Here is a 12529-nt window from a genome sequence, read left to right on the forward strand (position 1 = left end):
CGCATGCCCGAACTCCAGCGGGCCGGGTCAGCCGGCGGACGCCGACGCGCTCTGCTGGTTGCGGTTGAACTCGGCGACGTTGCGCTCGTGCTCCGCGTAGTCGGCCGTGAAGCGTGTGTCGCCCGGTTTGACCGTGACGAAGTACAGCCAGTCGCCCGGGGGTGGGCTGATCGCGGCGCGCAGGGCCTCCTCGCCGGGGCTGTCGATCGGAGTGGGCGGCAGACCCATGCGCTGGTAGGAGTTGTAGGGGCTGTCGATCCGGGTGTCGGCCTCCGTGGTGCGCAGTGTGGTGCGGTTGAGCGCGTAGTTGATGGTGGAGTCCATCTGGAGCGGCATGCCGCGCTCCAGGCGGTTGAAGACCACCCGGGCCACCTTCCCCATGTCGGCCTTGGTGGCGGCCTCGGCCTGGACGAGGCTCGCGATGGTGACGGCCTGGTAGACGTTCATCGCGTTGCGCTGGGCGCCGGCGGCGATCGGGGCCTTGTGGAACTTGGCGTTCGCGGTGTCGACCATGGCCTTCAGCAGGGACTCCGGCGTCGCCTTCGCGCCGAGCGGGTACGTCGCCGGGAAGAGGTAGCCTTCCGGGTTGCCGTCGGCGTCGCTGGGGAGCCTCAGGTTGGCCCGCTCCAGCGACTTCTTGGCCGTGCCCGAGGGCAGTTCGAGCACCTTGTCGACGGCTTCGTAGATCTGGCCGGCCCGCCATCCCTCGGGGATCACCAGGCTGGTGGGCTTGGCCTCCTCCTCGGTGCCAAGGATCAGCAGCGGCACCGCCACGGCGGTGCCGGTCACGACGGCGCCGGCCATGACGAGGGCGAGTCGTCCCCGGCGCGTCAGTCGAATCGTGCTCCGTGGCGGAGTGTTCATCTGCATGCGGGCACGGTAACCCGCATATCGTCACAAACCTGGCATATCTTCAGCTTGTCGACTCGAGTTGGGCGTCCCGGCGTACGAGGCCCGCGTACCGCCCGTCCCGCTCCAACAGCTCCTCGTGCGTACCGCGTTCGACCGCGCGTCCGGAGTCGAGGACCACGATCTGGTCGGCGCCCCGAACGGTGGAGAGGCGGTGGGCGATGGTGAGCGTGGTCCGGTTGGCCGACAGCGCGTCGATGGCCTCCTGGACGGCCGCTTCGGTGCGGGTGTCGAGGGCACTGGTCGCCTCGTCGAGGATCAGCACCGGCGGATCGCGCAGGATCGTCCGCGCGATCGCCAGGCGCTGCTTCTCGCCGCCGGAGAAGCGGTGGCCGCGCTCGCCGACGACCGTGTCGTAACCGTCGGGCAGGGAGGCGATGTGGTCGTGGATCTGCGCGGCGCGCGCCGCGGTGTACAGCTCCTCGTCGGTGGCGTCCGGCTTGGCGAAGCGCAGGTTGTCGGCGACCGAGGCATGGAAGAGGTACGTCTCCTGCGAGACCACGCCGACCGCGCGTGCGAGCGTGTCGAAGTCCAGGTCGCGCACGTCGACGCCGTCGAGGGTGACCCGGCCGCCCGTCACGTCGTACAGCCGGGGCACGAGGTGGCCCAGCGTGGACTTGCCCGCGCCGGTCGGGCCGACGATCGCGAGGCTGCCGCCCGCCGGGACGGTGATGTCGATGCCCTCGAGGACGGGGCTGCCCTTGCCGTCGTAGCGGAACTCGACGTTCTCGAAGCGGACCTCGCCCTTGACCTGGTCGAGGTGGACCGGGTCCGGCCGCTCGGTGATGTCGATCGGCAGGTCGAGGTACTCGAAGATGCGCTGGAAGAGGGCGAGCGAGGTCTGGATCTGGACGCCGGTCGACAGCAGGCTGACCGCCGGGCGGAACAGGCCCTGCTGGAGGGAGACGAAGGCGACGATCGTGCCGAGGGAGACGTCCGGGCCGCCGAGCTGGAGGGCCATGCCCGCGGCCCAGTAGATGACGGCCGGCATGGCGGACATGACGATCCCGATCACGGCCATGCGCCAGCGGCCGGCCATGTTCGACCTCACCTCGAGGTCGACCAGACGCTCGGACTCCTCGCCGAAGGACCGCGTGAGGGAGTCGGAGCGGCCCATGGTGCGGCCGAGGAGGATGCCGCTGACCGAGAGCGACTCGGTGACGGTGGCGGCCATGGTGGCCATCTGCTTCTGGCGCTGGGTGGTGATCCTCTTGCGTTCGTTGCCGACGCGGCGGCTGATCCACACGAAGACCGGCAGCAGGAGCAGCGAGACGACCGTCAGGCGCCAGTCGAGGGCGACCATCGCGATGATCGTGGCGACCACGCTGGTGAAGTTGGAGACCAGCGAGGTGGCGGTGGAGGTGACGGTGGCCTGCATGCCGCCGATGTCGTTGGCGATGCGGGACTGCACCTCGCCGGTACGCGTGCGCGTGAAGAACGCGAGCGACATGCGCTGCAGGCGGTCGTAGACGGCGGTGCGCAGGTCGTGCATCACGCGTTGGCCGACCGTCGTGGAGATCAGGGTCTGCAGGACGCCGAAGACGCCGGCGAGGACGGCGCTGAGGATCATGCCGAGGGCGAGCAGACTCAGCAAGCCGGTGCGCCCCTCGGGGATCGCGACGTCGAGGGTCTCCTTCAGCAGGAAGGGCGTGGCCACCGAGACCAGCGAGGAGGCACCGACGAGCAGGCCGACGACCGCGAGCCGGCCGCGATAGGGGCGGAAGAGCTTCAGGATGCGCCGCACCTGCCGTGGCTGTTCGCCGGCGTCGGCAGATGGGCTCCAGGAGGTTGGGGTGTCGGGGTGCATGGGCTCCTACGGAGAGTGAGACGACGTGAGCCGTGGCGGAGACTGACGGAGCTTAGCTCATTGTTACCTATACTCACAATGAACGACATCCTGATATTGTTCCCGCATGACCATCGCCGATCCCGACGGCATGCTCGCCGAGCAACTGCTGCGGTTCACGCGCCGCGTACACCGCATCCAGAAGCGGCACATCGAGCAGTGCGGCCTGGGCGTCACACCGGCCCAGTCCCGGCTGCTGCGCACGCTGGCGCACTACAGCTCCCCGCCCCGCATGGCCGACCTCGCCGAGCGCCTGGAGGTGGTCCCCAGGGCGGTGACCTCCCTGGTCGACGGGCTGGAGGCGGGCGGCAGGGTGCTCCGCGTGCCCGATCCGACCAACCGCCGGGTGATCCGAATCGAGCTCACCGACGACGGTCGCAAGACCCTGCGGGAGTTGCGCGGTGCGCGCCGGTCCGCCGCGCGCGAGATCCTGGCGCCGCTGACCGACGATCAGCGGGAGGTGTTCGGCGCGTTGCTGGACACGCTGATCGACGGGGTGCCCTTGCGGGACTGTTGAGATTCCGCCACTTCACGACGAACGGCCTTGCGCCCCCACTCCGACAGTCCGGAGCGGGGGCGCAAGGCCGTCGTGACGAGGCCCCGGTCAACCGACCTCGGGGGCGGGCTCCTTGGCGGGTTCCTGGCCGGGCTGAACCGGGATCCCGTCCACGGGTGCGGCCTTGGACGTGGACGTGGACGCGGGCACCCCGGGCTTCGGGGACCCGACGGCGGCTTCCTGCTCGTCCGCGTCCGGCACGAACTCGATCTCCGCGTTCAGCATCTTCTTCGCCCGTGCGATGTCCAGCGCACCCTCCCAGCGGGAGACGGCGAGCACGGCCACGCAGTTGCCCAGCAGGTTGGTGACGACACGCATCGAGTCCATGATGCGGTCCACGCCGAGCAGCAGGGCGACGGCGCCGGCCGGGATGGCCCCGAGCGAGGTGGCGGTCGCGGACAGGGCGAGGAAGGCCGAGCCCGGGATGCCCGCCATGCCCTTGCTGGTGAGCATCAGCACCAGGACCACGGTGATCTGCTGGCCCAGGCTGAGGTCCACGCCCACGGCTTGGGCGATGAACAGGGTGCCGATGGACAGGTAGAGCGACGCGCCGTCGAGGTTGAAGGAGTACCCCGTCGGCAGCACCAGGCCCACGGCGTCGTCGCGGGCGCCCACCTTGCGCAGCTTCTGCATCACGCGCGGCATGACGGCCTCGGTGGAGGCGGTGCCGAGCGCGAGCAGCATCTCCTCACGGATGTAGCGCAGGAACTTCCACAGGCTCAGCCCCGTGACGATCCGCAGGGCGACGGCGAGCAGCGTGATGAAGAGCGCGGCGGCCGCGTAACACAGGACGATCAGCTTGGCGTATGTCTCGATGACACCGAGCCCGTACTGGCCGATCAGGACGGCCATCGCGCCGAACACCGCGATCGGCGCCAGCCGCATCACGAAGCCGACGATCGCGAAGATGATCTCCTGGGCCTGCTCGATGGCGGGCAGCACCTGCGGCACCTTGGTGTGGCCGAGGTGCAGCAGGGCGGCGCCCACCAGACAGGCCAGGATGAGCACCTGGAGCAGGGAGTTCTCCGCGAAGGCACCGATGAAGCTCGTGGGCAGCGCATTCAGGGCGAACTCGGTCGTCGACGGCAGCGAACCGCCGCCCGTCTTCGCGTCGACCGCCGAGGCGTCGAGCGTGGACGGATCGACGTTCATCCCCGAGCCCGGCTGGACGACGTTGGCGGCGAGGAGTCCGATGATCAGGGCGAGCGTGCTCGCGACCTCGAACCAGATGAGGGCCTTGAGCCCGATCCGGCCGAACGCCTTCAGGTCACCGGCCTTGGCGATGCCGACGACGACCACACAGAACACGAGCGGCGAGATGATCGTCTTGATGAGCCGGGTGAAACCGTCGCCGAGCGGCTGAAGGTCCGTGGCCACGCCGGGCCACAACTTTCCGAAGACGATGCCGAGCACGAGCGCGCAGGCGACCTGCGTGAAGAGAGAGGTACGCAGCAAGCGTGCGAGGCGTCGCGGCAGAGAGGGGACGGACTGCGGCACGAGCACTCCTAGAGGGACGTGGAGCACAGAAGCCCGGGGGGAGACTTCTGCGATACGGAAAGCAGCTTCCGTGAAAGGCCCACTCTGGTGGCTTTCTTGATCCTTCGGAAGACCCCTGCGTTGCATCCGTGTAAATCCGTCACGAGTGGTGCACGACACACAACCGCCTCAGCAGTCCGCCCCCAGCCGGTCTCAGCAGCCCCTTCGGTCTTCGGTGAGCACCCCCTGAACGGTGGTCAGCGAGCGGTCGTAGCAACCCGCCGAGCCGTACAGCCGGTAGCGCTCGCTCGTCGTACCGACCGCGTGCCGCTGATCCCTGGGCACGTTGACGGTGAAGGTCGCGTCGCCCGTGTAGGTGTCGTCGAGCCGCGACCACGCGGTGCGCCGTTCCCCGCGCGTCTCGACGACGGCGGCGCGGTCCCCGAGGGTCAGCACGGTGCGCAGCCGGTCGTCCGCCCCCACCGTGGTCGTGCCCTTCATGGTGTACGTCCGCTGTGTGCGCGTGGTGCGGGCCGGTCCGTGTCCGTCGACGGTGACCGACTCGACATCCGTCCACGTGGCGTCCAGCCCGTCGACGCTCTCGCCGTCGGTCCAGCGATGCAGGGACGAACTCGCGAGCGCTCGACTGACGGTGGTCGTCACCCGTCCATGAGACGTGTCGACGTATCCGGCGACGGTCAGCCGGTGGCCGCCCTCGGTGTCCAGGCGGTGCGCCGTGCCCGGCGTGTATGTAGAGGAGTTGGCGAGGTCACTCGCCCGCAGCTCGGTGAGCCCACCGGTGACCCGGTCCTTCTCCGCGTCCTGCCAGACGAGGACGTTGACCGGCGCGCTCCAGCCGCTCTGCCCCTCGGGCACGCCGACGACGGAGACCTCGACGCGGTGCGCGCGGCCGTCGTTGAGGATTCCGGCGAACGGCGTCAGGTCGTACTCGATCGGCTTGATGTCGAAGGCACGCGGACCCGGAACGACGTACCAGAGGAAGGGATTCGACCAGCCGCCGGTCCACACGTGCGGGAAGGGCGCCGCGATCCCGGCGAGTCGGCCGTCGACCTTGATCCGCACCTCGCGGTAGGGGCCGTCGTCGGCCTGGCAGGAGTACGGAGCCTCCTTGGGCACCGCCAGATACCAGTACTCCTCGCAGCCGCCGCCGGAGCCGGTGGCGTACACCTCGGCGACGATGCGCTCGCTGTTGCGCGGGGTGGTGACGGTCGAGTCGCCGGTGAGGGTGAGGACGCGGTCGGGTGCAGCGGCCCGTCTCCCCTCGTAGAAGGTGAGCGTGACCTTGACGTCGATCACTCCGGTGTAGGTATCGTCGACGACGTTGCCGATGAGCATCTCCACGTCGTGGCCGGCGCGGAAGGTGTCGCTGTAGCGCGTGACGTCTTTCTCGACGGACCACTCGATGCCGTCCGGCGAGGGTTCCGGTGTCGACGTGCGGAAGATCTCCACCCCGCCGACGTGCACATACCCGAGCCGGTCGAACTGCCGCCCCTTGACCCTGCCGTCGAGCCGCAGCACGACCTTGCTCCAGCGGTCACCGCATCCCTCGGGCGGGGTGTAGGTGCCCTGGTACGGCGTGAAGTCCCGGAACTGCGCCTCGGCGACGGTGACCTGGCAGGACTTCCCGGCGGGCCGGGTGACGGGCGGGGCGGCGGTGACGGGGTCGTGCCAGTCCGTGCCGAACTCCGCGGGAACGTCCGCCGATCGGCCCGGGGCGCCGGTGTCTCGATCCGGCACCGCGTGCGCTGGGCCCGTTCCTAGAAGGGTGCCCGCCAGGAGGGTCACTCCGGCGAGCATGGACATGATGATCCGGCTTCTCATGGCCGGTGTTCTACGGGGAGTCGGGCACCGTCCGCAATGATGCCTCCCCCCAGTGCTGTGACCGAAAAGGTTCACCGGCTCGCGACGCCCGGCACGGCTCCCCGGTCACAGCACTAGGGCCTCTCGTTTGGATCATGCCGGGCTCGCGGGGTCCGGCCTGATCCAAACGAAAGACCCTAGGCGTTCAGGTCGGCCCTGTCTCCCATGACCACCACGGGATGACGGGCGGGGTCGAGCGTGCGCAGCAGGTACTCCATCGCCGGCTTGGACAGGCTGACGCAGGCCGACGTACCGCTGCCGTGGTCGAGGTGGAGCCAGATGCTGCCTCCCTTCTCCTCTCCCTCGGGGCGGGTCGGTTCGTTCGGCGGGGTGCCCTTGACGCGGTTGTAGTCGATGGCGATGACGTAGTCGAAGTCGTGCCAGTGCGAGGAGGCCCACGAGCGCGGGGCCGCGAAGGCGGCGGAGCGGGTGTACGGCAGTTTCGCGCCGGGGTTCGCGAGCACGCCGCCCGCGTCGCTGAGCGTGAACACGCCGACGGGGCTGCGCTTGTCGCCCTCGTGGTGGTCGGTCGTCCAGCCCTTCTTGCCGTTGTGCGCGGGCCAACTGCGGGTCCGGTCCCAGACGGTGCCGTCCTTCGTGTACAGCACGACCGTCGCGTTCGCGGAGTTCCTGCCGTCGCCGTAGACCGCCACGACCTGGCGTGAGTCGGCCGGGATCCGGCGCTGCAACCGGTCCCCGACGTCCGGGATGCGGGTCGGATCGTCGCTGGTCGTGCGGGCGGGGCGGGCGGCCTTGGAGCCGCCCCCGGTCACCGCTCCCCCTCCGCCGCACGCCCCCAGCGATGCCGAGAGGGTTCCGAGGGCCGTCATCGCGACCAGAGCATGCCGTACTCCACGAGTCCGCATCGGTCCATGGTGGCATCTCCTGACGGACGGTAGCCGGATCCTGGCGGTGCCGCGGAAAACGGGTTGATTTTGACCACCCTGCGACGCGAACCTTTCACGGTTTGTTGCCGCCGATCGCCGTGCGCTCGGCCCTTGTCCTTTGCCTCCTTTCGCCTCCCCCCATCCCTTCCCTGACACGAGCCACTGGGACGACATGCAGATCCACGACCTTCCGTATCCCGACCCGGGTGTGCCGGACGCGCGCTCGGGGCCTCGATTCCTCTGGTGGCTCGGCCGGAACCAGCTGGGCGGTCAGTTGGAGTCACTGGCCTGGGGCCTGCTGCACTTCCTCTCCGTCTCCGCTCAGCCGTTCTGCGTCGGGTTCGCCATCCAGGCCGTCGTCGACCGCTCGGGTGGCCGACTCGCCCTCGCGGGCGGGCTGATGGCCCTGCTCGGCGCCGGTATCGCCATCGGTGACACGTTCCTGCACCGTGCCGCCGTCACCAACTGGATCACCGCGGCCGCCCGCGTCCAGCAGCTGCTCGCCCGCAAGGCCTCCCGGCTCGGCTCGGGGCTGACCCGGCGCGTCGCGGCCGGCGAGGTCGTGGCCGTCTCCACGGGTGACGTCGAGAAGATCGGCTGGTTCGTCGAGGCCGTCTCGCGCTTCACCGCCGCCGCGCTGACCGTCGTGCTGGTCTGTGTCAGTCTGGCCGTCTACCAGCCGGCGCTCGGACTGGTCGTCGCCGTGGGCCTGCCCGTGCTGGCGCTCGCGGTGCTGCCCCTGCTGCCCCGCGCGACCCGCCGTGCCGACTTCCAGCGCGAGAAGGCGGGCTACGCCACCGAACTGGCCTCCGACACAGTCGCCGGCCTGCGCGTGCTGCGTGGCATCGGCGGAGAGGAACTGTTCCTCGACCGCTACCGTCGCGCCTCCCAGGAGGTCCGCCGTGCCGCCGTGCGCAGCGCCCGCATGTGGTCGCTGATCTCGGCCATCCAGGTGCTGCTGCCCGGGCTGCTGCTCGTCTCGGTCGTCTGGTACGGCGTCCACCTGGCCCGCGAGGGCCGCATCACCGTCGGCGAGCTGGTCACCGTCTACAGCTCGGTCATGGTGCTGACCTATCCGCTGCGGCACTTCGAGGAGATCGCCATGGCGTACTCCTTCTCCCGACCGTCGGCCAAACGGGCCGCCCGGGTGCTGTCGCTGGAGCGGGCGACGGACGCCGACGGATCGCGGGCGGCCGACACGCCCTCCGGGGACCTGTACGACCCGGCCACCGGTCTGCTCGCGCCCAGCGGCCGACTCACCGCCGTGGTGTGCGGCGACCCCGACGCGGCGGGGCGACTCGCCGAACGGCTGGGCGGCCACCCCACAGAGGACGGTCCGTCGGTACTCCTGGGCGGCGTTCCGCTGGACGAACTGCCGCTGGACTGCGCGCGGACTGCCGTCCTGGTCCAGGACAAGGACCCCGTGTTGCTCTCCGGCACCCTGCGCGAACTCCTCGACGTGCCCGCCTCGGGCGACGTCGCCGCCGAGGACGCGCTGGCGGCCGCGCAGTGCGGGGATGTCCTGGAGGCGCTCGTCCAGGGGTCGGTCGACGCCGAGGACCCGATGGACGCCCGCATCACCGAACGCGGGCGGTCCCTGTCGGGCGGCCAGCGCCAGCGCCTCGCCCTGGCCCGGTCGCTGATCACCGACCCGCCGGTGCTCGTCCTGGACGAGCCGACCTCCGCCGTCGACTCGCACACCGAGGCACGGATCGCGACCGGTGTGCGTGGCCTTCGGGCGGGGCGCACGACTGTCGTGTTCACCTCCTCACCACTGCTCCTGGACCGAGCGGACCGCGTCGTCCTCGTGCATGAGGGCGAGGTCGCGGCGGTGGGTGTGCACCGCGAACTGCTGTACGAGGACCACCGGTACCGGGCCGTGGTGACGCGCGAGACCGAGGAGGAGGTCGCGCTGCGCGGCGGGGAAGGCACGTCGCGGGACGAGGGGGAGGCAGCACCGCGAGACGAGGGTGTCGCCCTCAACGGTGTGTTGAAGGAACTGGAAGAAATTGAGGAGACAGCATGATCGGCGTGGCGCCACCGGAGTACGACCCGGCCGCCCCCACCACGGCGAACACCCTGCCCGTGGGCGCCCCCGCGACCGTACGCACTTACGTGGGTGAGCTGCTGCGTCGGCACCGCCGTGCCTTCTTGCTCCTCGTCGCCGTCAACACGGCCGCCACGGTCGCCTCCATGGTGGGCCCCTGGTTGCTGGGCGACCTCGTCGAGCGCGTGTCGGACGATGCCAGGGAGCTCCACATGGAGTTCACCGTCACGCTGTTCGTGCTCGCGCTGATCGTGCAGGCCGCGTTCGTACGGCAGGTGCGGCTGCGTGGGGCGATGCTCGGCGAGCGGATGCTGGCCGACCTGCGCGAGGACTTCCTCGTACGGTCGGTCCGGCTGCCACCAGGTGTCCTGGAGCGGGCCGGGACGGGTGACCTGCTCTCCCGCATCACCACCGACATCGACCGGCTCGCCAACGCGATGCGTGAGGCGGTGCCGCAGCTGACCATCGGCGTGATGTGGGCGGGACTGCTGCTCGGTGGGCTCGTCGTCATGGCGCCGCCGCTCGCCCCCGCCGTGCTGGTGGCCGTACCGCTGCTGGTGGTCGGATGCCGCTGGTACTTCAAGCGGGCCCCGGCCGGCTACCGCTCGGAGGCCGCCGGATACGCCGCCGTGGCCGCCGCCCTCGCGGAGACGGTCGACGCCGGGCGCACCGTCGAGGCCCACCGCCTCGGCGACCGTCGAGTCGAGCTGTCGGAGCTGCGGATCCGGCAGTGGACGGCCTGGGAGCGCTACACCCTCTGGCTGCGGTCGGTGCTCTTCCCGGTCATCAACATCGTCCATGTGACGGTCCTCGGCTCCGTCCTCATGCTCGGCGGCGCCTTCGTGCTCCAGGGCTGGATCGATGTCGGTCAGCTGACGACCGGCGCGCTGCTCGCGCAGATGCTGGTCGACCCGGTGAACCTGATCCTGCGCTGGTACGACGAGCTTCAGGTGGCCCAGGTGTCGCTGGCCCGGCTGGTCGGGGTCCGCGACATCGAGCCCGACGCCGGAGACGACACGCTGGCGCCCGACGGGCGTGAGGTGCTCGCGGAGCGAGTCCACTTCGGCTACCGCGAGGGCGTGGACGTGCTGCGGAAGGTGTCCTTGGAGGTCGCCCCAGGCACCCGGCTGGCGCTGGTCGGCCCCTCGGGCGCGGGGAAGTCGACGCTGGGCCGGCTGCTCGCCGGGATCTACGCACCCCGGGACGGCCGCGTAGCCCTCGGCGGTGCGGAACTGTCCCGGATGCCGGCGGAGCGGGTCCGCTCGCACGTCGCCCTGGTCAACCAGGAGCACCACGTCTTCGTGGGATCCCTGCGCGACAACCTCCGCCTCGCCCGCGGTGACGCGGAGGACGCCGAGCTGTGGGCGGCGCTCGGCGCGGTCGACGCGGACGACTGGGCGCAGGCTCTCGACGACGGCCTGGACACCGAGGTCGGCTCGGGCGGGGTCGCGCTCACCCCGGCCCAGGCCCAGCAGATCGCGCTGGCCCGACTGGTACTGGCCGACCCGCACACACTGGTCCTGGACGAAGCGACCTCTCTCCTCGACCCGCGCGCGGCCCGCCATCTGGAGCGGTCCCTGGCCCGCGTCCTCGACGGACGCACGGTGGTCGCCATCGCCCACCGCCTCCACACCGCCCACGACGCGGACGTCATCGCCGTCGTCGAGAACGGCCGCATCAGCGAACTGGGCAGCCACGACGACCTCGTCGCGGCGGACGGCGCGTACGCGGAACTGTGGAGGTCCTGGCACGGCTGACCGTGGCGCCGACGAGACCGCCGCCGGCCCCACCCACGGCTCGCCCGACCGGGGGCCGCCTCCCACGAGGCGGCCCCCGCGCGCTGCCTGGCCCGGCGGCGGACGGTGCCCCCGCACTGCCCGAGACCACGGCCACGGCTCCGACGTGCAGGTCGGGGCGGTCCGCCGTCCTTCCCTACCGTCTGCCGTCGCGCCTTCCTTACCGTCTGCCGTTGCGCGGTCCCGATCCGGAGTGGAACGCTGGGAAGCGGCACCCGCTCGGGAAGCGTCCCGGAATGTCTCGGTTCGCGTCGCGCGCAGCCGGTGTCCCGTGCAGTTGCGGTCCGGCGCAGACCGCGGCCGGCACGGGCCCGTCCCCACCCCCTGGAGGTACCCGTGAACAGCGCCGACGGATGGGGAGACGACGTGTACCAGCCCGACGCCTCCGAGGTTCAGGACGACGCGGGGCTGCTGGACGCCGAGGACACGCTGGAGAACGACGGTGTCGAGGATCCCCTCGACCGCGGCTGGTCCCCTCCGGAGAGGCCCTGGGCCGTGGAGCACTCCGGTGTGACGGCGTCGGAGCGCCAACAGGGCGAGACCCTCGACCAGCGGCTCGCCGAGGAGGTTCCGGACCTCACCGCGCCCGACGGGGACGGCATCGGCGACGCCGACGGCACCGACGGCGAAGCGCTGGACTACGAGGTCGGCGCCGCCCGCTCCGGTCGGCTCGTGGCTCCCGACGAAGGCGCGCACGAGGACGACGAGGCCGCGCTGGTCGCCACCGACGTCGGTATCGACGGCGCCGCCGCCTCCGCCGAGGAGGCCGCGGTGCACATCGTCGACGAGGACGCCCTGTCCGGCTGATCCCTGCGTCCCGGGCCCGTCGCCCCTGCCCCCACCGCACAAGGAGCGCACATGCCGCAGGACAAGCACCCCGGCTACCACCCCGTCGTCTTCCGTGACCGTGCGGCCGGATACGCCTTCCTGACCCGGTCCACCCCGAGCAGCGACCAGACCATCGAATGGGACGACGGCGAGACCTACCCGGTCGTGGACGTGGAGATCTCCTCGGAGAGCCACCCGTTCTACACGGGCAAGGCCCGCACGGTGGACACGGAGGGCCGCATCGCCCGCTTCGAGCGGCGCTACGGCGAGGGCGGGGCCACCACCACCTGAGCAGTCGACGCC

10 protein-coding genes are annotated in these 12529 nt (G+C 70.8%); 5 read left to right on the top strand and 5 right to left on the bottom strand.

Annotated elements, in window-relative coordinates; genetic code table 11:
• Window positions 1-27: 27 nt before the first annotated feature.
• On the bottom strand, window positions 28-870 hold the full coding sequence (mltG, locus tag AC067M_RS26325) for an endolytic transglycosylase MltG (protein ID WP_478699496.1): 843 nt from the start codon (window positions 868-870) through the stop codon (window positions 28-30).
• A 43-nt stretch (window positions 871-913) separates the two neighbouring features.
• Window positions 914-2716 carry an ABC transporter ATP-binding protein gene (locus AC067M_RS26330; RefSeq protein ID WP_478699497.1) on the bottom strand — a complete coding sequence of 601 codons (1803 nt, stop codon included), beginning with the start codon at window positions 2714-2716 and terminating at the stop codon, window positions 914-916.
• Between the two features lie 106 nt (window positions 2717-2822).
• Between AC067M_RS26330 and AC067M_RS26335 the strand changes: the two genes are divergently transcribed.
• Window positions 2823-3272 carry a MarR family winged helix-turn-helix transcriptional regulator gene (locus AC067M_RS26335; RefSeq protein ID WP_478699498.1) on the top strand — a complete coding sequence of 150 codons (450 nt, stop codon included), beginning with the start codon at window positions 2823-2825 and terminating at the stop codon, window positions 3270-3272.
• Window positions 3273-3359: 87 nt separating this feature from the next.
• Here AC067M_RS26335 and AC067M_RS26340 read toward each other — a convergent pair whose 3' ends face one another.
• The 3 genes from AC067M_RS26340 to AC067M_RS26350 all read right to left on the bottom strand — a co-directional run bounded on the left by AC067M_RS26340 (window position 3360) and on the right by AC067M_RS26350 (window position 7534).
• The gene (locus AC067M_RS26340) at window positions 3360-4808 is read right to left on the bottom strand and encodes a cation:dicarboxylate symporter family transporter (protein WP_478699499.1); all 1449 of its coding nucleotides are present in this window, start codon (window positions 4806-4808) and stop codon (window positions 3360-3362) included.
• A 192-nt stretch (window positions 4809-5000) separates the two neighbouring features.
• Window positions 5001-6629, bottom strand: a complete 1629-nt coding sequence (locus AC067M_RS26345; RefSeq protein ID WP_478699500.1) for a peptide-N4-asparagine amidase — start codon at window positions 6627-6629, stop codon at window positions 5001-5003.
• Between the two features lie 176 nt (window positions 6630-6805).
• Window positions 6806-7534 carry a L,D-transpeptidase family protein gene (locus AC067M_RS26350; protein ID WP_478699501.1) on the bottom strand — a complete coding sequence of 243 codons (729 nt, stop codon included), beginning with the start codon at window positions 7532-7534 and terminating at the stop codon, window positions 6806-6808.
• 193 nt (window positions 7535-7727) lie between these two features.
• Between AC067M_RS26350 and AC067M_RS26355 the strand changes: the two genes are divergently transcribed.
• From AC067M_RS26355 to AC067M_RS26370, 4 genes are all read left to right on the top strand, one after another.
• Window positions 7728-9581 carry an ABC transporter transmembrane domain-containing protein gene (locus AC067M_RS26355; protein WP_478699502.1) on the top strand — a complete coding sequence of 618 codons (1854 nt, stop codon included), beginning with the start codon at window positions 7728-7730 and terminating at the stop codon, window positions 9579-9581.
• Window positions 9578-11359 (top strand): ABC transporter ATP-binding protein, encoded by a 1782-nt coding sequence (locus AC067M_RS26360; RefSeq protein ID WP_478699503.1) that lies wholly within the window; start codon window positions 9578-9580, stop codon window positions 11357-11359. The genes AC067M_RS26355 and AC067M_RS26360 overlap by 4 nt, the downstream gene beginning before the upstream one ends.
• Before the next feature lie 375 nt (window positions 11360-11734).
• Complete coding sequence (locus AC067M_RS26365; protein ID WP_478699504.1) at window positions 11735-12205, top strand: DUF5709 domain-containing protein; 471 nt, start codon at window positions 11735-11737, stop codon at window positions 12203-12205.
• A gap of 51 nt (window positions 12206-12256) precedes the next feature.
• Window positions 12257-12517, top strand: a complete 261-nt coding sequence (locus tag AC067M_RS26370) for a type B 50S ribosomal protein L31 (protein WP_478699505.1) — start codon at window positions 12257-12259, stop codon at window positions 12515-12517.
• Window positions 12518-12529 lie beyond the last annotated feature (12 nt).

This window comes from Streptomyces sp. NPDC043427, from assembly GCF_056436655.1.

Coding starts and splice junctions, on each gene's coding strand:
- AC067M_RS26345 (WP_478699500.1), bottom strand. CDS start 6,629: ATGAGAAGCCGGATCATCATGTCCATGCTCGCCGGAGTGACCCTCCTG.
- AC067M_RS26370 (WP_478699505.1), top strand. CDS start 12,257: ATGCCGCAGGACAAGCACCCCGGCTACCACCCCGTCGTCTTCCGTGAC.
- AC067M_RS26335 (WP_478699498.1), top strand. CDS start 2,823: ATGACCATCGCCGATCCCGACGGCATGCTCGCCGAGCAACTGCTGCGG.
- AC067M_RS26360 (WP_478699503.1), top strand. CDS start 9,578: ATGATCGGCGTGGCGCCACCGGAGTACGACCCGGCCGCCCCCACCACG.
- AC067M_RS26330 (WP_478699497.1), bottom strand. CDS start 2,716: ATGCACCCCGACACCCCAACCTCCTGGAGCCCATCTGCCGACGCCGGC.
- mltG (WP_478699496.1), bottom strand. CDS start 870: ATGCAGATGAACACTCCGCCACGGAGCACGATTCGACTGACGCGCCGG.
- AC067M_RS26355 (WP_478699502.1), top strand. CDS start 7,728: ATGCAGATCCACGACCTTCCGTATCCCGACCCGGGTGTGCCGGACGCG.
- AC067M_RS26350 (WP_478699501.1), bottom strand. CDS start 7,534: ATGCGGACTCGTGGAGTACGGCATGCTCTGGTCGCGATGACGGCCCTC.